The organism is Escherichia sp. R1, from assembly GCF_003000935.1.
Lineage (GTDB): Bacteria > Pseudomonadota > Gammaproteobacteria > Enterobacterales > Enterobacteriaceae > Escherichia > Escherichia coli.
In genome coordinates this window covers 1-23,817 of record NZ_PSRU01000033.1, presented here as the reverse complement: position 1 = coordinate 23,817, position 23,817 = coordinate 1, and the positions used below count along the sequence as shown (strand labels likewise).

At 48.0% G+C, this 23,817-nt stretch carries 14 protein-coding genes, 9 pseudogenes and 1 other annotated feature; of the genes and pseudogenes, 13 read left to right on the top strand and 10 right to left on the bottom strand.

The window, feature by feature from the left end; genetic code table 11:
• The 3 genes and pseudogenes from C4F37_RS25335 to C4F37_RS28490 form a co-directional block, all read right to left on the bottom strand.
• A partial coding sequence (locus C4F37_RS25335; protein WP_001568368.1) for an IS1 family transposase occupies positions 1-72 on the bottom strand: 72 nt, incomplete at its 3' end.
• Between the two features lie 28 nt (positions 73-100).
• Positions 101-669: pseudogene (gene papA, locus C4F37_RS25330) on the bottom strand (P fimbria major subunit PapA).
• A gap of 207 nt (positions 670-876) precedes the next feature.
• Positions 877-1,041: a PapB/FocB family fimbrial expression transcriptional regulator gene (locus C4F37_RS28490; RefSeq protein WP_001305388.1), complete on the bottom strand. Its 165-nt coding sequence runs from the start codon at positions 1,039-1,041 to the stop codon at positions 877-879.
• A gap of 553 nt (positions 1,042-1,594) precedes the next feature.
• Here C4F37_RS28490 and papI point away from each other — a divergent pair.
• Positions 1,595-1,828, top strand: a complete 234-nt coding sequence (papI, locus tag C4F37_RS25320; protein ID WP_000006213.1) for a major pilus subunit operon transcriptional regulator PapI — start codon at positions 1,595-1,597, stop codon at positions 1,826-1,828.
• A 563-nt stretch (positions 1,829-2,391) separates the two neighbouring features.
• Here papI and C4F37_RS25305 read toward each other — a convergent pair.
• From C4F37_RS25305 to C4F37_RS25295, 3 pseudogenes are all read right to left on the bottom strand, one after another.
• Positions 2,392-3,605, bottom strand: a pseudogene (locus tag C4F37_RS25305) (IS3 family transposase).
• Positions 3,208-3,324, bottom strand: a sequence feature (AL1L pseudoknot). Its footprint overlaps the pseudogene before it by 117 nt.
• 90 nt (positions 3,606-3,695) lie before the next feature.
• Positions 3,696-3,818, bottom strand: a pseudogene (locus tag C4F37_RS27445) (hypothetical protein); the annotation flags it as partial.
• 526 nt (positions 3,819-4,344) lie between these two features.
• A pseudogene (locus C4F37_RS25295) lies at positions 4,345-5,094 on the bottom strand (ISL3 family transposase); the annotation flags it as partial.
• A gap of 548 nt (positions 5,095-5,642) precedes the next feature.
• Between C4F37_RS25295 and C4F37_RS25285 the strand changes: the two are divergent.
• From C4F37_RS25285 to C4F37_RS25275, 3 genes are read left to right on the top strand one after another with little or no spacing between them, the layout of a single operon-like run.
• A complete protein-coding gene (locus tag C4F37_RS25285; protein WP_001110186.1) occupies positions 5,643-5,903 on the top strand; it encodes a DUF1471 domain-containing protein in 261 nt (86 codons plus the stop codon).
• Between the two features lie 41 nt (positions 5,904-5,944).
• Complete coding sequence (locus C4F37_RS25280) at positions 5,945-6,505, top strand: TetR/AcrR family transcriptional regulator (RefSeq protein ID WP_000109147.1); 561 nt, start codon at positions 5,945-5,947, stop codon at positions 6,503-6,505.
• Between the two features lie 39 nt (positions 6,506-6,544).
• Positions 6,545-6,973 carry a DUF417 family protein gene (locus C4F37_RS25275; protein ID WP_001296373.1) on the top strand — a complete coding sequence of 143 codons (429 nt, stop codon included), beginning with the start codon at positions 6,545-6,547 and terminating at the stop codon, positions 6,971-6,973.
• A 145-nt stretch (positions 6,974-7,118) separates the two neighbouring features.
• On the opposite strand, the pseudogene C4F37_RS25270 reads toward C4F37_RS25275, so the two are convergent.
• Both C4F37_RS25270 and C4F37_RS28040 read right to left on the bottom strand, forming a co-directional pair.
• Positions 7,119-7,329 (bottom strand): annotated as a pseudogene (locus C4F37_RS25270) (TOTE conflict system archaeo-eukaryotic primase domain-containing protein); the annotation flags it as partial.
• A 142-nt stretch (positions 7,330-7,471) separates the two neighbouring features.
• A pseudogene (locus C4F37_RS28040) lies at positions 7,472-7,585 on the bottom strand (hypothetical protein); the annotation flags it as partial.
• Positions 7,586-7,681: 96 nt separating this feature from the next.
• On the opposite strand from C4F37_RS28040, the gene C4F37_RS25265 reads away from it, so the two are divergent.
• A protein-coding gene (locus C4F37_RS25265; RefSeq protein WP_103103190.1) for an IS3 family transposase occupies positions 7,682-8,910 on the top strand; the annotation gives its coding sequence in 2 pieces (ribosomal slippage) (positions 7,682-7,997 and positions 7,997-8,910; 1,230 coding nt in all).
• 112 nt (positions 8,911-9,022) lie between these two features.
• Here the strand turns inward: C4F37_RS25265 and C4F37_RS25255 are convergent.
• The gene (locus C4F37_RS25255; protein WP_000074477.1) at positions 9,023-10,216 is read right to left on the bottom strand and encodes an MFS transporter; all 1,194 of its coding nucleotides are present in this window, start codon (positions 10,214-10,216) and stop codon (positions 9,023-9,025) included.
• A 135-nt stretch (positions 10,217-10,351) separates the two neighbouring features.
• On the opposite strand from C4F37_RS25255, the gene iucA reads away from it, so the two are divergent.
• From iucA to iutA, 5 genes and pseudogenes are all read left to right on the top strand, one after another.
• A complete protein-coding gene (iucA, locus tag C4F37_RS25250; RefSeq protein ID WP_001296374.1) occupies positions 10,352-12,076 on the top strand; it encodes an aerobactin synthase IucA in 1,725 nt (574 codons plus the stop codon).
• Positions 12,077-13,024, top strand: a complete 948-nt coding sequence (gene iucB, locus C4F37_RS25245) for a N(6)-hydroxylysine O-acetyltransferase IucB (RefSeq protein WP_001287500.1) — start codon at positions 12,077-12,079, stop codon at positions 13,022-13,024.
• Positions 13,024-14,766 carry an NIS family aerobactin synthetase IucC gene (gene iucC, locus C4F37_RS25240; RefSeq protein ID WP_001015715.1) on the top strand — a complete coding sequence of 581 codons (1,743 nt, stop codon included), beginning with the start codon at positions 13,024-13,026 and terminating at the stop codon, positions 14,764-14,766. The genes iucB and iucC overlap by 1 nt, the downstream gene beginning before the upstream one ends.
• Positions 14,763-16,096 (top strand): annotated as a pseudogene (gene iucD, locus C4F37_RS25235) (NADPH-dependent L-lysine N(6)-monooxygenase IucD). Before iucC ends, iucD begins: the two are co-directional and overlap by 4 nt.
• A 25-nt stretch (positions 16,097-16,121) precedes the next feature.
• The gene (iutA, locus tag C4F37_RS25230; RefSeq protein WP_000973519.1) at positions 16,122-18,323 is read left to right on the top strand and encodes a ferric aerobactin receptor IutA; all 2,202 of its coding nucleotides are present in this window, start codon (positions 16,122-16,124) and stop codon (positions 18,321-18,323) included.
• Positions 18,324-18,873: 550 nt separating this feature from the next.
• Here the strand turns inward: iutA and C4F37_RS27590 are convergent.
• Positions 18,874-19,017, bottom strand: a complete 144-nt coding sequence (locus C4F37_RS27590; RefSeq protein ID WP_011076574.1) for a hypothetical protein — start codon at positions 19,015-19,017, stop codon at positions 18,874-18,876.
• Positions 19,018-19,269: 252 nt separating this feature from the next.
• On the opposite strand from C4F37_RS27590, the pseudogene sat reads away from it, so the two are divergent.
• The 3 genes and pseudogenes from sat to C4F37_RS28030 form a co-directional block, all read left to right on the top strand.
• Positions 19,270-23,158 (top strand): annotated as a pseudogene (gene sat / locus C4F37_RS25220) (serine protease autotransporter toxin Sat).
• Between the two features lie 271 nt (positions 23,159-23,429).
• Positions 23,430-23,735, top strand: a pseudogene (locus C4F37_RS25215) (transposase); the annotation flags it as partial.
• A 19-nt stretch (positions 23,736-23,754) separates the two neighbouring features.
• Positions 23,755-23,817, top strand: a 63-nt coding sequence (locus tag C4F37_RS28030; RefSeq protein ID WP_223277051.1) for a hypothetical protein, incomplete at its 3' end; no start/stop codon positions are given.

Below are 23,817 nucleotides of genomic sequence, written 5' to 3'. Positions count from 1 at the left end.
GGTGCTTTTGCCGTTACGCACCACCCCGTCAGTAGCTGAACAGGAGGGACAGCTGATAGAAACAGAAGCCACTGGAGCACCTCAAAAACACCATCATACACTAAATCAGTAAGTTGGCAGCATCACCGGTTGCGACTGCAGAAAAAGCACCCTCAGTGACTTGGGCATTATTGGCTGACGACTTCTTAACAATCGCAGTATAATGCAGCACATTATCACCATCTTTCAGGGTATTAGCATCACCTTCTGTGCCATCGAAAGAAACGTTTTTACCTGCAGCCTGAACTACAATCGCAGTACCTGTCCCCCCGCTGGTATCTAACTCCTCATTATGACCAGAAACCCTTGGACCACTAAAAGCCAGCTTCACAGTCCCTTTTTTTGCTGCCGAGACTCCTCCCCCCCCTTAAATGAAGTGATATCACAATTAACCAATTCAATATCTAAATTCATTGGTTTGGATACGCCTCCTGCTTGAAGGAAGCTTTTTGAAAGCTGTCCAAAATCAATAGACTGATCAGCTGATTTCTGAGAAATGCTGCATGGAGCATCAACAACAGTTCCGTTAAAGGTTACTCTACCCTGCCCCTGTGGAGTAGTTAGAGCAGCATTTACACCAAAAGACACCACTGCCATAGCTACCGCACCGGCAATAACCGACTTAATCATAAATAACAACCTCTTTTTCATTACTGAACACACCAGAGATATCTGGCAATTTAAAATGACCCGATTACCTTTAATAACCAGATCAATACAAATAATATTCTCGTATTTTCAGGGCAGGTTATTTATCGACAGAATACTGATATAACCTGTCTGCTTTCTGACAAGGGCTTCTTTTTTTATCTTCCAGAAACTCCGGAATGCCATAATTTAGTCAAATGCCGATGACTCATCTGTATAATAAGGTGCAAGCCTTGCTGCAAGAGCATTCAGCCGTATAAGTCTCCCCAGTGTTGTACTGAAATACCCATTATTCATCTGGTATTTCTCGCAGACCTCCTTACGGGAGTGCCCACCTACCAGATAGTCCTTCATAGCCAGAATGACCCTGTCACTGTGAATAGAAGAAATACCTATCAGTAAAAAAAATGCATTTCAGACATAGAGCCGAGCAACAGCACGCTCTCGCGTATATTCAGCAAAAACGCATTTCCTGACCGACTGATGACTTCATGATGCGCCATGTTTCCCCCTTCTGTCGGGCCCCTGGATATATGCTTCCGGCCCGGAAATACTCTTCACGCAATAAGTTAAATTTAGTTTTTTATGTTGTAAATATTGATTTAAACGATCTTTTAACCCACAAAACAAAATTAAACCAGAATAAAATTCTAACAACAAGAATACACTCAGATAAAAACATCATGGTGAATTGAATTTACAGCATAAAAGATCGTCTAAATGCATTTTTACGGACTTTCTTTTCACAGAAAAATAACACACAAAATGTGATACACATCAAATAAAGCCAACAAAAAGCAAATTCACTAAATTGCACAAATAAAGCAAACACAGAGAATAAAAATACCTTTCCGTTGATAACAGAGAGCATGATTTTTATTATTCGAAGAAACTTTGTTACAGTGAGATGAGTGAATATATGAAGAATGAAATACTGGAATTTCTGAACAGGCATAATGGAGGGAAAACCGCAGAAATTGCGGAGGCGCTGGCGGTAACGGATTATCAGGCACGCTATTACCTGTTATTACTGGAAAAAGAAGGTGTGGTTCAGCGCTCTCCATTAAGGCGAGGCATGGCAACATACTGGCTTCTGAAAGGAGAGAAGCAGGCGGGGCAGAACTGTTCTTCCACAACTTAATAACTCAATCTGTGGGCATGCTTCACTGAAACAGATAAAAGTTACATCAGAGTGCAGATTCAATTTTGCAGCATTCATCACAAAATAGAAATTTAGTATTTTATGTCAGAATACTTCACATGATAATAAAAACCTGTCTGGATTTACTGCATGGCCAGACATTACAAAATACAAACGCCATAAACTTCATTCAGCCTTCTTGCTGTCCGGTAACGGAGGCTGCTTTTTCGTTACACCTTTCCCCGGCAGCATCAGTAGCAGTAATTTATAGATTCTACGAACTGAGACTGTCTGTCCGGGGAGAACGTACACAGCCCGACACAATGTACCAGTCAATAATATCCGGTTTCTGATTCCCTGCCTGACAGACCACTCTCTGGCAACTTTGTATTCAGTTCATCTACTACTGGAGACAGATTTATAAAATCCAACTCCACGATCTTTGACCGTCCGCATCCCCTACTCTCTGTGCTGCGGTCATCGGTTAATTCCAGCGTCCGTCCGTTACGATCAGATATTACTGAACCGCCCCGGGTTTCCTGGAGAGTGTTTTATCTGTGAACTCAGGCTGCCAGATCATTGTTTCCGATGGAAGCATAATAAGCTTTTTCTGCTTCTGCCGGAGGAGTATGGCCCAGCCTTCCCAGCAATCATCGATTGTTATACCAGTCCACCCACGTGAGTGTGGCCAGTTCCACTTCTGCACGGTTTTTCCAGCTCTTACGGTGTATTACCTCCGCTTTGTAAAGACCATTGATGCTCTCCGCCATCGCGTTGTCATACGAGTCGCCTGTACTCCCTGTTGATGCCAGCAGTTTTGCTTCTTTTAATCGCTCCATATAGGCCAGTGACACATACTGAGAGCCTTTATCGCTGTGATGGATGGTGCCGGACGGACGGCGGGCCCACAACGCCTGCTCCAGCGCATCCAGCACGAATGTCGTTTCCATAGACGATGAGACCCACCACCCCACGATGTATCCGGCAAACACATCAATGATGAACGCCACATAGACGAAGCCCTGCCATGTGCTGACGTAAGTAAAATCAGCCACCCACAGCTGGTCAGGACGTTCTGCCACGAACTGACGGTTTACGCGGTCACCTGCAGCAACGGTTTTCCGGCTGACGGTAGTGCGGACCTTTTTACCCCGGAGAACACCGGCAAGTCCCATAACCGCCATGAGGCGCGCCACTGTACATCTGGCCACCCTGATTCCTTCCCGTAACAACTGACGCCAGACTTTACGCACACCGTACACCTGATGATTTTCATCGTATACGCGCTGTATCTCTCTCTTCAGCCAGTCATCGCGCTGACAACGGGCACTGCGTTTATCAGGATGATGCCGCTGCTGCTGACAATGGTAATACGTTGACGGGGCAATATGCTGTTCACTGCATACCGGTCCGACCCCGTACTGCTCACGCAGCTTATCCAGCAGTGGCATTATTTTTTCCAGAGGCGGTCGAACTCCGCCTTCGCAAAATAAGCGGAAGCCTGGCGAAGGATATCGTTACTGCGGCGCAGTTCACGATTTTCACGTTCCAGCTCTTTCAGACGCTGACGTTCAGCGGTGGTGAGCCCACCATCACCGCCCCCGGTATCCCGCTCATGCTGGCGAACCCAGACACGCAGAGTCTCTGGCGTACAGCCAATCTTTGGAGCTATGGAACAAATTGCCGCCCATTGTGAGTCATATTCGTCCTGACTTTCCAGAACCATACGAACTGCCCGTTGACGGACTTCGGGGGAAAAACGTGTATTTTTAGTCATCCTGTTTACCTCTTTCTCAGGGAATTTAGTCTCCAGGATTCCCGGGGCGGTTCACAGTAATCATGCCGGGTCTGGCTGGCTAACACCCCATTATAAGGGGTACGAATAAAGTAACGGGGCTTCACGCAGGGATGGACAGATTGCTCTGATATACAGCCGACGACGTCCCGCTGCAACATCATCACGCAGATGCTTCATTTTCAGATTTGGGACCTCCTTTTGATTTCTCGTTTAACTTTTGCTGTTACCAGACTTTAATCTATTTTAACAATTCAAGAATTTTTTATAAAATGCTCAAAGATGAAAGCGTTACTGAACCAACCAGCTTGGCTGATGTTTTCTATAGATAAAAAGATCATCAGCAAAAACTGATAGCCTGAATCACCTTTACTACCAATCATGTATGAAGAAAACACGCACAAACAATTGACAATGATTATCATTTGCATTAAAAGGATTATGTAGTATTTTTATTTCATGAGGAACTATACCCGCCAGCAATCTGAGTAGCGAAAGCTGTTCATCCCCAATATTTTTGCTGGCGGGTTCTTTTTTCTACTGCCCTTCTCCTCAGAGGGAGCATTCCATTCTTTTTTTCATTAATGGCGAGGGGGCGGGACAAAAAGCCGGTTCTTTATCCCTAAATAACAGCATGATTTCAGTCCATGCAAAATCTGATTTACCAGCTCACATAATAACCTGATGATACATGGGTTTTCCCTGATCATGGTGGGAAGGCTCAGAACGCCATATTCAGTTTCCCGTAGTGGAACATCACGCCCAGCTTAAAGCGCTCCCGATTTCGGTATCCCCTGGCTTTTATCCTCAGTAGCCTGATCTTACTGTTAAGCGCCTCCGCGTTTCCGTTTGAGACACGGTGTCGCATGGCATTCAGGATCCCGTAAAGCCTTTTTCCTATCGTTTTCGCGGCGTTTTTCATCATAGGAACGTCACTGTTGGCCGCCAGAGCCAGCCATCTCTCCCAGTCATTACGTCTTTCCTCACTCCATGGCCTGTTCCAGATATCCTTTGCCAGCTCTTTCAGCGCCCAGCACTGGCTTGTCAGCTTCATCTGTGCACGCAGCCATATCAGCTTTTCCTGCCTGGATTTGGTCATCCATTTATCGCTGTACTGCCACAGGAAGCGGGTCCCCTTTGCCTGACGCCAACTTTCAACAGGGAGGTGCGGATGTTCATTCTGACGGGTTTTATCAACCACTTCGCCAAGTTGCTTTGCTACATGGAAGCGGTCGAAGGCGATTTTCTCAACCGCACAGGGTAAGTGGATACGCGCTGCTCTTATATAGCCTGCATTCATGTCCATTGAGAGCGTTTTGATAGCCAGCAACTGCCCGTCAGTAAGCGTGCGAAGATAGCCGGCGAGGCTCTCTGTGCCACGATCGTCCGTTAAGGCCAGCGCACGACCATCGCGATCGGAGATCACCGTTATATAACGATGTCCTTTTTTAAAGGCGACCTCATCCACATTGTCAGCACCAGTGATATAAGACGGATAGCAAAGCGCACGCGCTGTTTGTCACCGTGAAAAACGACGGTGCGACGGCAAAAGCCAATAACAACGAGAGCGTCGTGCGCATTCCTCTGCACTGACAGTTGATTCTTAGAACGTAGAGGCCTGGATTGCTGCCAGGCTTTTATTGCACTACCAGCTACGGCTAAAAGATAAGCGTCCCGGGAAGTACATAGCGCTTACAAAATATCCGACATGAAGCATACTGGAAACGAGGCGTATTGTTATTGTTGTTCATATTGGCTTCCGTGGCGGAAATATCAGGGGGTAGCTACATATCCCCCATGCAGCCAAGGCAACGATGTTAACTCTCGTCACCTGTTCCTTTCGACAGAGCCAACCTCGCAGAGGGCCAGATCTTACAACTTCACCTCAGTGATACAAAACACAAAAATACAAAACAATTTGATACAAATCATCCCTCTTATTTTAAATAAATCCATCTTGCAAGCCTACCAATCAGAAGGTAGCATGTGTAGTATCGCAAACATAAAGAGAAATTGCTCATGAATTATGTTATCTGCACTACCATTGTCGCCCTTGGTCTCATTCTGACAGGCTACGCAACTGCTGCAGATGAAATTAATCGTCAGGACGTTGTTGGTTTGATGCCGTCAGACTATATTTCTGTTGGTAATCTATATACACCAGAAGAGGTGGCAACTGCGCTTAAAGACAAAGCGGAGCAGGCAGGAGGTTCTCATTTCCGAATCACTTCATTGGGAGGAAAAAATAAACTTGATGGAACTGCCATTATCTATCGCTAAAATATGTATAATAGTCCCTTTAATACATAACAGGTAAAGCCGTGTCTACTTATGAGAATATACTTCGCATAACGGATACTCTGATCCAGCAACGCGGATTTTTGGGGTTCAGTTACGCAGATCTGGAAAAAGAAATTGGTATCAGAAAAGCCAGTATTCATCACCATTTCCCGAGGAAAACTGATCTTGGTATAGCCTACTGCCAATACAAAACAGAAGTATTTGATAGACTTAATATAACTCTCCATAATGTTTCTTCAGGTGTACAACGTCTCAGGACATATCTTGATGCATTTGCTGGTTGTGCTGAAAGAGGGGAAATGTGCGGTATTTATGCCATGCTATCCGACAGCCATCAGTTTTCTCCTGAATTACAGGAGGCTGTAAGTCAACTGGCACATCAGGAGATACAGATGATTAAAGATATTATCACCTCCGGGCAGAATAGTGGAGAGTTCAAAACAGTTCTTCTTCCGGATGAGCTCGCCGTTATAGTCTGTTCTACACTAAAGGGGGCACTGATGTTAAATCGACTTCCACCACATGATATCTATTCAGGAACCGTTAACGCTTTAATTAAAATGCTTGATACCCGTACTTAATCCTTTTTAGTGCATATAATTTTCCACCCGGAGAATGAAATGAAAAAATTTATTAATGTTTACATTAAATCAGATTATGACATAGTTATTCTTCGCCTGTCTGTTATTATAATATTTATGCTCTTCGGGACCTATAAATGGTTTGATTTTGAAGTGATGGCCCTCAAGCCCCTGATTTCTCCCACGTGGCTGAATATCCTGTACATTATGTTTGGTGTTCATGGGGGGAGCTATTTCCTCGGCATAGTAGAAACTATCACTTTTCTAGCACTGAGTATCGGCTTCTTCAGGCCTGCTGCTGGCATACTGGGAGATATTATCGTTATTGTTACAGGTTTAGTCACACTAAGTCTGTTACCACAACTGGGAAAAGTTGACAGTTTTGTCATCAAAGATGTGCTGCTGTTAGGTGCTGGTAGTGTCCTGCTGAAATATGATTTGAAAAATTATTTAAATATCAAAAACTGATTTTTCACTTCGGTGATGAACGTTTGCGTATTTTCATGGAAAGAGATTACCTAATCCCCCTCGTTCTCCTTCATGTTAATACGCAACGTTATGGAAAACAAAAATACCCTGAGTAAAAAGGTCCGTAGGCAGGCGAGTACTTTTATTTTCCGCTAGTTTTACTTTCCCATCGAAGGCCCCATACATCACTACGCCCACGAAACAACCGACGAAATAACGCAACTTTCTCATCCGTGGATAATACGGAAACGCACTGCACAGGACTCTGCGGTTTACGTCGCCATTCAATCCCATAAGCTTCAAGTGATGTCTTCCCTCAGTGCTGCTAATTCATCACTGTCAGATTTATGAACCATATTCGTTACCTGTATCCGAACCACTGAAGCACCACAGCAGAAATTCGGGTCCCCTACACTGATTACAGCGCCCCCTCTGCTGCCTATTAACTCAAGCACCTCCCAACAACTTACGGAAACTTAATTCTAATACAGCTGTAATTCAGTTGTGTCGTGGTCGGCCGCGGTTACTTTTTTCGGGAAGTCTGCTACGCATCAGAATAATACCGTGTTCTTTCTGATCCTGTTTAGCCAGGTAGCTAAGGGCGTAACGTAAACCGTTAGACTGGCCCCCTGAATCTCCAGACAACCAATATCACTTAAATAAGTGATAGTCTTAATACTAGTTTTTAGACTAGTCATTGGAGAACAGATGATTGATGTCTTAGGGCCGGAGAAACGCAGACGGCGTACTACACAGGAAAAGATCGCTATCGTTCAGCAGAGCTTTGAACCGGGAATGACGGTCTCCCTTGTTGCCCGGCAACATGGTGTGGCAGCCAGCCAGTTATTTCTCTGGCGTAAGCAATACCAGGAGGGAAGTCTTACTGCTGTGGCTGCCGGAGAACAGGTCGTTCCTGCCTCTGAACTTGCTGCCGCCATGAAGCAGATTAAAGAACTCCAGCGTCTGCTCGGCAAAAAAACGATGGAAAATGAACTCCTTAAAGAAGCCGTTGAATATGGGCGAGCAAAAAAGTGGATAGCGCACGCGCCCTTATTGCCCGGGGATGGGGAGTAAGCTTCGTCAGCCGTTGTCTCCGGGTGTCGCGTGCGCAGTTGCACGTCATTCTCAGACGAGCCGATGACTGGAAGGACGGCCGCCGCAGCCGTCACACGGATGATACGGATGTGCTTCGCCGTATACACCATGTTATCGGAGAGCTACCCACATATGGTTATCGTCGGGTATGGGCGCTGCTTCGCAGACAAACAGAACTTGATGGTATGCCTGCGATCAATGCCAAACGTATTTACCGGATCATGCGCCAGAATGCGCTGTTGCTTGAGCGAAAAACCGCTGTACCGCCATCGAAACGGGCACATACCGGCAGAGTGGCTGTGAAAGAAAGTAATCAGCGATGGTGCTCTGACGGGTTCGAGTTCCGCTGTGATAACGGAGAAAAACTGCGGGTCACGTTCGCGCTGGACTGCTGTGACCGTGAGGCACTGCACTGGGCGGTCACTACGGGCGGCTTCAACAGTGAAACAGTACAGGACGTCATGCTGGGAGCGGTGGAACGCCGCTTCGGCAACGAGCTTCCGGCGTCTCCAGTAGAGTGGCTGACGGATAATGGTTCATGCTACCGGGCTAATGAAACACGGCAGTTTGCCCGGATGTTGGGGCTTGAACCGAAAAACACGGCGGTGCGGAGTCCGGAGAGTAACGGCATAGCAGAGAGCTTCGTGAAAACGATAAAGCGTGACTACATAAGTATCATACCCAAACCAGACGGGTTAACGGCAGCAAAGAACCTTGCAGAGGCGTTCGAGCATTATAACGAATGGCATCCGCATAGTGCGTTGGGTTATCGCTCGCCACGGGAATATCTGCGGCAGCGGGCCTGTAATGGGTTAAGTGATAACAGATGTCTGGAAATATAGGGGCAAATCCAGGCGGGGGCAGCAAGCCAGAACACTGCCTGACATGCTTTCATCAGACGCAGGTCCTCTCTCATATCCTCTGATTTACTCCAGTAAGGTGATGATCATATCTTTATTTGATAGTACGGTAATGCCAGATAAATACAGACACAATGGTAAATAATATAGTTGCAAATAATGCTGCCATAATCAGCGCGATTGCGACACCTGTTTTCGATACCAGCGGCACCAGCAAAGCGCACAGTCCATAGCCAAGTGTGTGACTGGTAGCGAGCCAGCCCGCGCCTGCGCCATCAGCCAGCTTATCATTCAGTAGAAGTTGATAAGCGGGTGTTGCCAGAGCTGCTCCAAATGACAGCACTGCACAGCCCGGGTAAAACAACCATAGCTGTTCGGAGAGCATGATAGCCAGACCACCACTCATCAACACTCCGGCACTCAGGAGCAGGGCCACCGGAGTCAGGCGCTGCGGACGGAGTACCCCGAACTGCGCGATAAGCGCAGCTACTGCGGACAGACCCAACAGCCAGGCCACCTGTTGGCTAATGGCGGTGGTATCCGTGGCGAACTGGCGAGTAAGGGCAGGCGAAAGTCCAAGCTGCATCATGCTCACCGCCGCAGCCAGTAATATTGCGCAAAGCAGATAAGGCAGACAATCCCGCTTCAGACTGACGCTCTTGCACTCCGGTGTGGGCTGTGGTGGTGTGCCGGGCAACCGCAGCAGCATCAGCAGCGCCAGCACTGGGGCTGCCATCAGCAGCCCCAGTGGCGCCAGAGGATGAATGGCCAGCATTGCTGCCGCGCACAGCGGCCCGAATAGCCTGCCGCAACTCAGGCCGGAGCTGATGGTTGCCAGAGCGGCCATGCGATTCCCTTCTCCAGCTCTCTGCAATGCCCAGACCTGACAGGCTGGCACCATTGCCGACACGGTCAGCCCGTAGGCGATCCGGGCGATGATTAATATTCCCAGTCCCACCGCTGTTGTTATGGCGCTGGTAGCCATCAGCACGCTTCCCAGCCCTAGCAGGGTAAAGCTTATGCCATATCCTCCCAGAGCCCACAACACCACAGGTTTACTGCCAGTACGGGAAATTTGCTTTCCCCACCACGGGGACGATGGCAGAAACAGCATTGAGCCAAGCATCAGCAGGGCAGCCCATACAGACAGACTCAGATTTGTCTGTATGACCAGAACAGGGAGCACAACCAGCAGACCGTTCTGTCCGATACCGAGAAGCCCGGCACTGAACGCAAGTGGCCAGCAGGACAGTGGTTTTTGGGGCGTATCTTCGATCCCTGGTGACATTATAATGTTTCAACTCCATGTATTAATTGTGTTTATTTGTAAAATTAATTTATCTGACAATAACATTTATTGTTGATAATGAGAATCATTATTGACATAATTGTTATTATTTTGCTGTGTGGGAGCTGTTTGACTATGACCCTGCCCTCTGAAAAACCAGCCACAGATGTGGCTGCGCAGTGCTTCCTGAATGCACTGATTCGTGAAACCACAGACTGGAAACTGACAGAATACCCGCCAGACGAATTGCTCATCCCGCTGGATGAGCAGAAATCGCTCCATTTCAGAGTGGCTTATTTCTCCCCAACCCAGCATCACCGCTTTGCATTTCCTGCACGTCTGGTCACGGCATCAGGCAGTTATCCTGTCGACTTTACCACTCTCTCCCGGCTTATTATTGATAAGCTACGCCATCAACTGTTTCTGCCCGTTCCCCTCTGCGAAACTTTCCACCAGCGCGTGCTGGAAAGCCATGTCCATACGCAACAGGCAATTGATGCCCGTCATGACTGGGCCGCTCTGCGTGAAAAAGCGTTGAATTTTGGCGAGGCTGAGCAGGCGCTGCTGACAGGACACGCTTTCCACCCTGCGCCTAAGTCTCATGAACCGTTTAACCGGCGGGAGGCTGAACGCTACCTGCCTGATATGGCACCCCACTTCCCACTGCGGTGGTTTTCGGTGGATAAAACGCAAATCGCCGGTGAAAGTTTGCATCTCAACCTTCAACAGCGGCTGACGCGATTTGCCGCAGAGAATGCGCCTCAGTTACTCAACGAATTAAGTGACAACCAATGGCTGTTCCCGTTGCACCCGTGGCAGGGGGAATATCTTTTGCAGCAGGGGTGGTGCCAGGCACTTGTTGCTAAAGGGCTGATTAAAGACTTAGGTGAGGCCGGCACGTCGTGGCTGCCGACCACCTCTTCCCGTTCCCTCTACTGTGCCACCAGCCGCGATATGATCAAGTTCTCCCTGAGCGTACGGCTGACCAACTCCATCCGTACTCTGTCCGTGAAAGAAGTGAAGCGTGGGATGCGCCTGGCACGCCTGGCTCAAACCGACGGCTGGCAGATGCTACAGGTCCGCTTCCCGACTTTCCGGGTAATGCAGGAGGATGGCTGGGCCGGGCTGCGCGATCTTAACGGCAACATCATGCAGGAAAGTCTGTTTGCCCTGCGTGAAAATCTGCTGGTGGATCAGCCGAAAAGCCAGACTAACGTACTGGTCTCCCTGACTCAGGCCGCACCTGATGGCGGTGATTCGCTGCTGGTTTCGGCGGTAAAACGCCTGAGCGATCGCCTCGGTATCACTGTGCAACAGGCCGCCCATGCATGGGTCGATGCATACTGTCAGCAAGTGCTAAAGCCGCTGTTTACGGCTGAAGCGGATTACGGCCTGGTGCTGCTGGCGCATCAGCAAAATATTCTTGTCCAGATGCTTGGGGATCTGCCGGTCGGATTTATTTACCGTGACTGTCAGGGCAGCGCTTTTATGCCTCACGCGACAGACTGGCTCGATTCTATTGGCGAGGCGCAGGCGGAAAATATTTTCACCCATGAGCAGTTGCTGCGCTATTTCCCTTATTACCTGCTGGTTAACTCCACTTTTGCTGTGACCGCTGCGCTGGGGGCTGCCGGGCTGGACAGCGAATCGAATCTGATGGCTCGTGTACGAGCATCGCTGGCTGAAGTGCGTGATCAGGTGACTCATAAAACCTGTCTCAACTACGTGCTGGAAAGTCCGTACTGGAACGTAAAAGGTAACTTTTTCTGTTATCTGAACGATCATAACGAGAACACCATTGTTGACCCTTCGGTGATCTATTTCGATTTCGCTAACCCGCTGCAGGCTCAGGAGGTCTGAATGTCTGAGGCAAACATTATTCACAGCAGATATGGACTGCGCTGTGAAAAACTCGACAAGCCCCTGAATCTTGGCTGGGGACTGGACAATAGCGCGGTGTTGCACTGTCCCGGGGAGCTGCCGACAGGGTGGCTGTGCGATGCGCTGGATCAGATATTTATCGCCGCTCCACAACTGTCAGCAGTGGCTCTCCCCTGGGCCGAATGGCGTGAGGAGCCACAGGCGCTGACGCTTTTTGGGCAGGTAAAAAGCGACATTATCCATCGTACTGCCTTCTGGCAGTTACCGTTATGGTTGAGTTCACCGGCAAACCGGGCCTCCGGTGAAATGGTTTTTGATGCAGAGCGTGAGATTTATTTCCCGCAGCGCCCACCCCGTCCACAGGGTGAGGTTTACCGCCGTTACGATCCACGTATTCGCAGGATGCTGAGTTTCCGCATTGCCGATCCCGTTTCTGATGCAGAACGTTTCACCCGCTGGATGAATGATCCGCGCGTTGAGTATTTCTGGGAGCAAAGTGGCTCACTGGAGGTACAGACCGCCTATCTGGAGCGCCAGCTCACCGGTAAACATGCATTCCCGCTGATTGGGTGCTTCGACGATCGGCCATTCAGCTATTTCGAAATCTACTGGGCGGCGGAAGACCGCATTGGTCGTCACTATTCGTGGCAGCCCTTTGACCGTGGCCTGCATCTGCTGGTTGGTGAACAGCAATGGCGCGGGGCCCACTATGTGCAAAGCTGGCTGCGCGGGCTGACACATTACCTGCTGCTGGATGAGCCCCGTACGCAGCGCACAGTACTGGAGCCACGCACCGATAACCTGCGCCTGTTCCGCCATCTTGAGCCTGCGGGATACCGGACAATTAAAGAGTTCGACTTCCCACATAAGCGCTCGCGCATGGTGATGGCGGATCGTCATCACTTCTTCACGGAGGTCGGTCTGTAATGAATCACAAGGACTGGGATTTTGTTAACCGTCGGCTGGTGGCAAAAATGTTGTCTGAGATGGAGTATGAGCAGGTTTTCCACGCGGAATCTCAGGGCGATGACCACTACTGCATTAACCTGCCGGGAGCACAATGGCGCTTCATCGCTGAACGTGGTATCTGGGGCTGGCTGTGGATTGATGCCCAAACGTTGCGCTGCACGGACGAACCAGTACTGGCGCAGACGCTGCTGATGCAGCTAAAGCCGGTGCTGTCAATGAGTGATGCCACTGTTGCAGAGCATATGCAGGATTTGTATGCCACGCTACTGGGCGACCTGCAACTGCTGAAGGCCCGTCGCGGACTGAGTGCCAGTGACCTGATTAATCTTGATGCCGATCGTCTGCAATGCCTGCTGAGCGGTCATCCTAAATTCGTTTTTAATAAAGGTCGCCGTGGCTGGGGCAAAGAGGCGCTGGAACGATATGCGCCAGAGTATACCAACACCTTCAGACTGCACTGGCTGGCGGTAAAACGTGAACATATGATCTGGCGCTGCGATAACGATCTGGATATTCAGCAGTTGTTGACTGCCGCAATGGATCCGCAGGAGTTTACACGCTTCAGTCAGGTCTGGCAGGAAAACGGGCTGGATCACAACTGGCTGCCGCTGCCGGTACATCCGTGGCAGTGGCAGCAAAAAATCGCTACCGACTTCATCGCTGATTTTGCCGAAGGCAGGATGGTGTCTCTCGGCGAGTTTGGCGACCAGTGGCTCGCCCAGCAGTCGCTGCGTACCCTGACCAACGCCAGTCGCCGGGGCGGGCTGGATATCAAGCTGCCGCTGACCATCTACAACACCTCATGCTACCGGGGGATCCCTGGCAGATACATCGCTGCCGGACCACTGGCTTCACGCTGGCTACAACAGGTTTTTGCGACCGACGCCACCCTAGTGCAAAGCGGCGCAGTGATACTTGGTGAACCGGCTGCAGGCTATGTCTCCCATGAAGGCTATGCCGCGCTTGCCCGGGCTCCCTATCGCTACCAGGAAATGCTTGGTGTTATCTGGCGGGAGAATCCGTGCCGCTGGCTGAAACCGGATGAAAGTCCGGTTCTGATGGCAACACTGATGGAGTGCGACGAAAACAATCAGCCGCTGGCAGGCGCATATATAGACCGCTCCGGGCTGGACGCTGAAACCTGGCTTACGCAACTGTTCCGGGTGGTCGTGGTTCCTCTGTATCACCTGCTTTGCCGCTACGGTGTCGCGCTTATTGCACATGGACAAAATATAACTCTCGCCATGAAAGAGGGGGTTCCACAGCGTGTTCTGCTGAAAGACTTCCAGGGCGATATGCGACTGGTGAAAGAAGAGTTCCCCGAAATGGACTCTTTGCCTCAGGAGGTTCGTGATGTTACATCCCGCCTGAGTGCGGACTACTTAATCCATGATTTGCAGACGGGTCACTTCGTGACAGTACTGCGTTTTATTTCGCCACTGATGGTTCGTCTTGGCGTACCTGAAAGGCGATTTTATCAACTGCTGGCAGCAGTGTTGAGTGATTACATGAAAAAACATCCACAAATGTCAGAGCGTTTTGCGCTTTTCTCACTTTTCAGGCCACAAATCATTCGCGTGGTGCTGAACCCGGTAAAACTGACCTGGCCTGATCTGGATGGCGGCAGCCGCATGCTGCCGAATTACCTTGAGGATCTGCAAAATCCGCTGTGGCTGGTAACTCAGGAATATGAATCATGAAAAAAAGTGTCGATTTTATTGGTGTAGGGACAGGGCCATTTAATCTCAGCATTGCTGCGTTGTCACATCAGATCGAAGAACTGGACTGTCTCTTCTTTGATGAACATCCTCATTTTTCCTGGCATCCGGGTATGCTGGTACCGGATTGTCATATGCAGACCGTCTTTCTGAAAGATCTGGTCAGTGCTGTTGCACCTACAAATCCCTACAGTTTTGTTAACTATCTGGTGAAGCACAAAAAGTTCTATCGCTTCCTTACAAGCAGACTACGTACAGTATCCCGTGAAGAGTTTTCTGACTACCTCCGCTGGGCTGCTGAAGATATGAATAACCTGTATTTCAGTCATACCGTTGAAAACATTGATTTCGATAAAAAACGTCGATTGTTTCTGGTGCAAACCAGCCAGGGAGAATATTTTGCCCGCAATATCTGCCTTGGTACAGGAAAACAACCTTATTTACCACCCTGTGTGAAGCATATGACACAATCCTGTTTCCATGCCAGTGAAATGAATCTTCGTCGGCCGGACCTTAGTGGAAAACGGATAACCGTGGTTGGTGGAGGACAGAGTGGTGCAGACCTGTTCCTTAATGCATTACGCGGGGAATGGGGAGAAGCGGCGGAAATAAACTGGGTCTCCCGGCGTAATAATTTTAACGCACTGGATGAGGCTGCTTTTGCTGATGAGTATTTTACACCTGAATATATTTCAGGCTTCTCCGGACTGGAGGAAGATATTCGCCATCAGTTACTGGATGAGCAGAAAATGACATCGGATGGCATCACTGCCGATTCTTTACTGACCATTTATCGTGAGTTGTACCACCGTTTTGAAGTTCTGAGAAAACCAAGAAATATCCGTCTGCTACCCAGCCGCTCGGTAACAACTCTGGAAAGTAGTGGTCCTGGCTGGAAGTTGCTGATGGAGCATCATCTGGATCAGGGCAGGGAGAGCCTGGAAAGTGATGTGGTGATTTTCGCCACAGGTTACCGTTCTGCGTTGCCACAAATACTTCCCTCACTGATGCCCCTGATCACCATGCACGATAAGAACACCTTTAAAGTGCGTGATGACTTCACTCTGGAATGGAGTGGCCCGAAAGAGAACAACATCTTCGTGGTCAACGCCAGTATGCAAACCCATGGCATCGCCGAACCCCAGCTCAGCCTGATGGCATGGAGATCTGCACGTATTCTTAATCGCGTAATGGGACGTGATTTATTCGATCTCAGTATGCCGCCCGCCCTGATTCAGTGGCGCAGCGGCACCTAGGGAAAACGCAGCCGGAGGCTGCTTCTTTAACTCGCTACACAGCATCTTTGGGCTGATTTTTTCCGCCCGTATGGAGGAATAATGATGATAAGCAAAAAGTATACGCTTTGGGCTCTCAACCCACTGCTTCTTACCATGATGGCGCCAGCAGTCGCTCAACAAACCGATGATGAAACGTTCGTGGTGTCTGCCAACCGCAGCAATCGCACCGTAGCGGAGATGGCGCAAACCACCTGGGTTATCGAAAACGCCGAACTGGAACAGCAGATTCAGGGCGGCAAAGAGCTTAAAGACGCACTGGCTCAGCTGATCCCTGGCCTTGACGTCAGCAGCCGGAGCCGCACCAACTACGGTATGAATGTGCGTGGCCGCCCGCTGGTCGTGCTGGTTGACGGCGTGCGTCTCAACTCTTCACGTACCGACAGCCGACAACTGGACTCTATAGATCCTTTTAATATCGACCATATTGAAGTGATCTCCGGTGCGACGTCCCTGTACGGCGGCGGCAGTACCGGTGGCCTGATCAACATCGTGACCAAAAAAGGCCAGCCGGAAACCATGATGGAGTTTGAGGCTGGCACCAAAAGTGGCTTTAGCAGCAGTAAAGATCACGATGAACGCATTGCCGGAGCTGTCTCCGGCGGAAATGAGCATATCTCCGGACGTCTTTCCGTGGCATATCAGAAATTTGGCGGCTGGTTTGACGGTAACGGCGATGCCACCTTGCTTGATAACACCCAGACCGGCCTGCAGTACTCCGATCGGCTGGACATCATGGGAACTGGTACGCTGAACATCGATGAATCCCGGCAGCTTCAGTTGATCACACAGTACTATAAAAGCCAGGGCGACGACGATTACGGGCTTAATCTCGGGAAAGGCTTCTCTGCCATCAGAGGGACCAGCACGCCATTCGTCAGTAACGGGCTGAATTCCGACCGTATTCCCGGCACTGAGCGGCATTTGATCAGCCTGCAGTACTCTGACAGCGCTTTTCTGGGACAGGAGCTGGTCGGTCAGGTTTACTACCGCGATGAGTCGTTGCGATTCTACCCGTTCCCGACGGTAAATGCGAACAAACAGGTGACGGCTTTCTCTTCGTCACAGCAGGACACCGACCAGTACGGCATGAAACTGACTCTGAACAGCAAACCGATGGACGGCTGGCAAATCACCTGGGGGCTGGATGCTGATCATGAGCGCTTTACCTCCAACCAGATGTTCTTCGACCTGGCTCAGGCAAGCGCTTCCGGGGGGCTGAACAACAAGAAGATTTACACCACCGGGCGCTATCCGTCGTATGACATCACCAACCTGGCGGCCTTCCTGCAATCAGGCTATGACATCAATAATCTCTTTACCCTCAACGGTGGCGTACGCTATCAGTACACTGAAAACAAGATTGATGATTTCATCGGCTACGCGCAGCAACGGCAGATTGCCGCCGGGAAGGCTACATCCGCCGACGCCATTCCTGGCGGCTCAGTCGATTACGACAACTTCCTGTTCAACGCCGGTCTGCTGATGCACATCACCGAACGCCAGCAGGCATGGCTCAACTTCTCCCAGGGCGTGGAGCTGCCGGACCCGGGTAAATACTATGGTCGCGGCATCTATGGTGCTGCAGTGAACGGCCATCTTCCTCTAACAAAGAGTGTGAACGTCAGCGACAGCAAGCTGGAAGGCGTGAAAGTCGATTCTTATGAGCTGGGCTGGCGCTTTACTGGCAATAATCTGCGCACCCAAATCGCGGCCTACTATTCGATTTCTGATAAGAGCGTGGTGGCGAATAAAGATCTGACCATCAGCGTGGTGGACGACAAACGCCGTATTTACGGCGTGGAAGGTGCGGTGGACTACCTGATTCCTGATACTGACTGGAGTACCGGAGTGAACTTCAACGTGCTGAAAACTGAGTCGAAAGTGAACGGTACCTGGCAGAAATACGATGTGAAGACAGCAAGCCCATCAAAAGCGACAGCCTACATTGGCTGGGCACCGGACCCGTGGAGTCTGCGCGTGCAGAGCACCACCTCCTTTGACGTGAGCGACGCGCAGGGCTACAAGGTCGATGGCTATACCACCGTGGATCTGCTCGGCAGTTATCAGCTTCCGGTGGGTACACTCAGCTTCAGCATTGAAAACCTCTTCGACCGTGACTACACCACTGTCTGGGGGCAGCGTGCACCACTGTACTACAGCCCGGGTTACGGCCCAGCGTCACTGTACGACTACAAAGGCAGGGGCCGAACCTTTGGTCTGAACTACTCTGTGCTGTTCTGACGGGGATGCTTTTGCAACAAGGGTATGCTGTAAACAACATGGTCCTTGGTGGCCATGTTGTTTACAGCCAGTATAATATACAGCCTTAACAAGATATTCCGTCTCCGGAATGGACTGTTCACCACTGAATAACATTATGTCTGTTTTATGGATCTTTGACTGAAATTTATCGCATATCCTCATTTCATTGTCCGTCTGAAAACTAACCTTACAAGTAAGCGTCGTCTCAGCACCGTCTGGCAGATCCTGAAATTCCTGAGAGGATGATCTGCGCCCAATATCCTGAGCCGGAACTTTGCTGCAATGAAGGCCAACGAAAAATGGGGGAGTATGTTATAGAGTACTTGCTACAGGGTAAAAAGAGGTACCTGTCGCTGGTTCTCCGTTCAGTTTAACCGGGAGATTTTCTCCTGCGCCTGTCATAAAGTCCGGTAATGGAGATTGTTAATACGATGGTGCACGATGCATTGTCAGTGCCCGGCCCGGAGGATGCCCCGTAGCTACATACGGATCAGGGTTGGCAATATCGAATGGCAGGCTATAGGCAAAGTTAAAGCCCCATGGAGTAGCACAAAATATGCCGCACAAAGGAAACGGTCTGAATAACGCAGCGATGGAGAACTTCTTCGGCACACTGCAAAATCGCATCGTGGTCGATCGCTAATTCGTCGTGAATCACTGAACGATGTTCCATGCGAACAGATATTCGATCATATCGAAATATTAAACATTACCCCTCCCCACATTGGGCAAAAAAAAAAAACAAAAAACGATCAATTAACGATCAATTAGTATTGATTCACATAATCTCTCATCATTAATGAGAACATTGTCACATATTTACAATATAGAACTGTTACTTTTAGCAAGCTGTTAGTAACCAACCGTTACTAATAATTTTAATTCTTAATACTTTGTTCATTCAATAAATGAGTTGAGAGAATATATGAATAAAATATACTCCCTTAAATATAGTGCTGCCACTGGCGGACTCATTGCTGTTTCTGAATTAGCGAAAAGAGTTTCTGGTAAAACAAACCGAAAACTTGTAGCAACAATGTTGTCTCTGGCTGTTGCCGGTACAGTAAATGCAGCAAATATTGATATATCAAATGTATGGGCGAGAGACTATCTTGATCTTGCACAAAATAAAGGTATTTTCCAGCCCGGAGCAACAGACGTAACAATCACTTTAAAAAACGGAGATAAATTCTCTTTCCATAATCTCTCAATTCCGGATTTTTCTGGTGCAGCAGCGAGTGGCGCAGCTACCGCAATAGGAGGTTCTTATAGTGTTACTGTTGCACATAACAAAAAGAACCCTCAGGCCGCAGAAACTCAGGTTTACGCTCAGTCTTCTTACAAGGTTGTTGACAGAAGAAATTCCAATGATTTTGAGATTCAGAGGTTAAATAAATTTGTTGTGGAAACAGTAGGTGCCACCCCGGCAGAGACCAACCCTACAACATATTCTGATGCATTAGAACGCTACGGTATAGTCACTTCTGACGGTTCAAAAAAAATCATAGGTTTTCGTGCTGGCTCTGGAGGAACATCATTTATTAATGGTGAATCAAAAATCTCAACAAATTCAGCATATAGCCATGATCTGTTAAGTGCTAGTCTATTTGAGGTCACCCAATGGGACTCATACGGCATGATGATTTATAAAAATGATAAAACATTTCGTAATCTTGAAATATTCGGAGACAGCGGCTCTGGAGCATACTTATATGATAACAAACTAGAAAAATGGGTATTAGTCGGAACAACCCATGGTATTGCCAGCGTTAATGGTGACCAACTGACATGGATAACAAAATACAATGATAAACTGGTTAGTGAGTTAAAAGATACCTATAGTCATAAAATAAATCTGAATGGCAATAATGTAACCATAAAAAACACAGATATAACATTACACCAAAACAATGCAGATACCACTGGTACTCAAGAAAAAAATAACTAAAGACAAAGATATTGTGTTCACAAATGGGGGAAATGTCCTGTTTAAGGATAATTTGGATTTTGGTAGCGGTGGTATTATCTTTGACGAAGGCCATGAATATAACATAAACGGTCAGGGATTTACATTTAAAGGAGCAGGAATTGATATCGGAAAAGAAAGCATTGTAAACTGGAATGCATTGTATTCCAGTGATGATGTTTTACACAAAATAGGCCCCGGTACTCTGAATGTTCAAAAAAAACAGGGGGCAAATATAAAGATAGGTGAAGGAAATGTTATTCTTAATGAAGAAGGAACATTTAACAATATATACCTTGCAAGCGGAAATGGTAAGGTAATACTAAATAAAGATAATTCCCTTGGCAATGATCAATATGCGGGGATATTTTTTACTAAACGTGGTGGCACGCTAGATTTAAATGGACACAATCAGACTTTTACTAGAATTGCCGCCACTGACGATGGAACAACAATAACTAACTCAGATACAACGAAAGAAGCCGTTCTGGCAATCAATAACGAAGACTCCTACATATATCATGGGAACATAAATGGCAATATAAAACTAACGCACAATATTAATTCTCAGGATAAGAAAACTAATGCAAAATTAATTCTGGATGGTAGTGTCAACACAAAAAATGATGTTGAAGTCAGTAATGCCAGTCTTACCATGCAAGGCCATGCAACAGAGCATGCAATATTCAGAAGCACAGCGAATCATTGCTCCCTGGTATTTCTTTGTGGAACGGACTGGATCACCGTTTTGAAAGAAACAGAGAGTTCATATAATAAAAAGTTCAATTCTGATCACAAAAGTAATAATCAGCAGACCTCATTTGATCAGCCAGACTGGAAAACCGGGGTGTTTAAATTTGATACATTACACCTGAACAATGCTGACTTTTCAATATCACGCAATGCCAATGTTGAAGGAAATATATCAGCAAATAAATCAGCTATCACAATCGGCGATAAAAATGCTTACATTGATAATCTTGCAGGGAAAAATATTACTAATAATGGTTTTGACTTCAAACAAACTATCAGTACTAATCTATCCATAGGAGAAACTAAATTTACAGGTGGCATCACTGCACATAACAGCCAAATAGCCATAGGTGATCAAGCTGTAGTTACACTTAATGGTGCAACCTTTCTGAATAATACTCCTATAAGTATAGATAAAGGAGCAAAAGTTATAGCACAAAATTCCATGTTCACAACAAAAGGTATTGATATCTCCGGTGAGCTGACTATGATGGGAATCCCTGAACAGAATAGTAAAACTGTAACGCCGGGTCTCCACTACGCTGCTGATGGATTCAGGCTGAGTGGTGGAAATGCAAATTTCATTGCCAGAAATATGGCATCTGTCACCGGAAATATTTATGCTGATGATGCAGCAACCATTACTCTGGGACAGCCTGAAACTGAAACACCGACTATATCGTCTGCTTATCAGGCATGGGCAGAGACTCTTTTGTATGGCTTTGATACCGCCTATCGAGGCGCAATAACAGCCCCCAAAGCTACAGTTAGCATGAATAATGCGATCTGGCATCTAAATAGCCAGTCATCAATTAATCGTCTAGAAACAAAAGACAGTATGGTGCGTTTTACTGGTGATAATGGGAAGTTTACAACCCTTACAGTGGACAACCTTACTATAGATGACAGTGCATTTGTGCTGCGTGCAAATCTGGCCCAAGCAGATCAGCTTGTTGTCAATAAATCGTTGTCTGGTAAAAACAACCTTCTGTTAGTCGACTTCATTGAGAAAAATGGAAACAGCAACGGACTGAATATCGATCTGGTCAGCGCACCAAAAGGAACTGCAGTAGATGTCTTTAAAGCTACGACTCGGAGTATTGGCTTCAGTGATGTAACACCGGTTATCGAGCAAAAGAACGATACAGACAAAGCAACATGGACTCTGATCGGCTATAAATCTGTGGCCAACGCCGATGCGGCTAAAAAGGCAACATTACTGATGTCAGGCGGCTATAAAGCCTTCCTTGCTGAGGTCAACAACCTTAACAAACGTATGGGTGATCTGCGTGACATTAACGGTGAGTCCGGTGCATGGGCCCGAATCATGAGCGGAACCGGGTCTGCCGGCGGTGGATTCAGTGACAACTACACCCACGTTCAGGTCGGTGCGGATAACAAACATGAACTCGATGGCCTTGACCTCTTCACCGGGGTGACCATGACCTATACCGACAGCCATGCAGGCAGTGATGCCTTCAGTGGTGAAACGAAGTCTGTGGGTGCCGGTCTCTATGCCTCTGCCATGTTTGAGTCCGGAGCATATATCGACCTCATCGGTAAGTACGTTCACCATGACAACGAGTATACCGCAACTTTCGCCGGCCTTGGCACCAGAGACTACAGCTCCCACTCCTGGTATGCCGGTGCGGAAGTCGGTTACCGTTACCATGTAACTGACTCTGCATGGATTGAGCCGCAGGCGGAACTTGTTTACGGTGCTGTATCCGGGAAACAGTTCTCCTGGAAGGACCAGGGAATGAACCTCACCATGAAGGATAAGGACTTTAATCCGCTGATTGGGCGTACCGGTGTTGATGTGGGTAAATCCTTCTCGGGTAAGGACTGGAAAGTCACAGCCCGCGCCGGCCTTGGCTACCAGTTTGACCTGTTTGCCAACGGTGAAACCGTACTGCGTGATGCGTCCGGTGAGAAACGTATCAAAGGTGAAAAAGACGGTCGTATGCTCATGAATGTTGGTCTCAACGCTGAAATTCGCGATAATCTTCGCTTCGGTCTTGAGTTTGAGAAATCGGCATTTGGTAAATACAACGTGGATAACGCGATCAACGCCAACTTCCGTTACTCTTTCTGATAACAGCCCGGGCCGCGTTTGCGGCCCTTCTTCTACCGGAGAGAATATGTATTACCCTGTGACAGACTATATCGCTCTTGCTCTCATTATTAGCTTTCTTTTTCTGACATTATTTATCTGCCTGTTATGCCTTAAACATGAGCGAATAAAAAAAGAAACTATCAGGCAAAAAAATGCACATATTCTGGATCATGGCTGGAATGCAACTGAGGTAGCCTGAGTTTAACGGACACTCCTTCCTGAAATAGAATGGCATCAGAAGGAGCTAATAATGAGCAGAAAAACCCAACGTTACTCTAAAGAGTTCAAAGCCGAAGCTGTCAGAACGGTTCTTGAAAATCAACTTTCGATCAGTGAAGGCGCTTCCCGATTATCTCTTCCTGAAGGCACTTTAGGACAATGGGTTACCGCCGCCAGAAAAGGGCTCGGTACTCCTGGTTCCCGCACGGTGGCTGAACTGGAATCTGAAATTCTGCAACTGCGTAAGGCGTTAAATGAAGCTCGCCTTGAGCGAGATATATTAAAAAAAGCAACTGTAGATTCAATTGGTCAACGCAACAGTTATGTGAAAACATGGGGTTGCGGAGGTTTTTTGAATGAGACGAACATTTACAGCAGAGGAAAAAGCCTCTGTTTTTGAACTATGGAAGAACGGAACA

Coding starts and splice junctions, on each gene's coding strand:
- papI (WP_000006213.1), top strand. CDS start 1,595: ATGAGTGAATATATGAAGAATGAAATACTGGAATTTCTGAACAGGCAT.
- C4F37_RS25255 (WP_000074477.1), bottom strand. CDS start 10,216: ATGTCACCAGGGATCGAAGATACGCCCCAAAAACCACTGTCCTGCTGG.
- iucB (WP_001287500.1), top strand. CDS start 12,077: ATGTCTGAGGCAAACATTATTCACAGCAGATATGGACTGCGCTGTGAA.
- C4F37_RS27590 (WP_011076574.1), bottom strand. CDS start 19,017: ATGGAACATCGTTCAGTGATTCACGACGAATTAGCGATCGACCACGAT.
- iucA (WP_001296374.1), top strand. CDS start 10,352: ATGACCCTGCCCTCTGAAAAACCAGCCACAGATGTGGCTGCGCAGTGC.
- iutA (WP_000973519.1), top strand. CDS start 16,122: ATGATGATAAGCAAAAAGTATACGCTTTGGGCTCTCAACCCACTGCTT.
- iucC (WP_001015715.1), top strand. CDS start 13,024: ATGAATCACAAGGACTGGGATTTTGTTAACCGTCGGCTGGTGGCAAAA.
- C4F37_RS25285 (WP_001110186.1), top strand. CDS start 5,643: ATGAATTATGTTATCTGCACTACCATTGTCGCCCTTGGTCTCATTCTG.
- C4F37_RS25275 (WP_001296373.1), top strand. CDS start 6,545: ATGAAAAAATTTATTAATGTTTACATTAAATCAGATTATGACATAGTT.
- C4F37_RS28490 (WP_001305388.1), bottom strand. CDS start 1,041: ATGAAGGACTATCTGGTAGGTGGGCACTCCCGTAAGGAGGTCTGCGAG.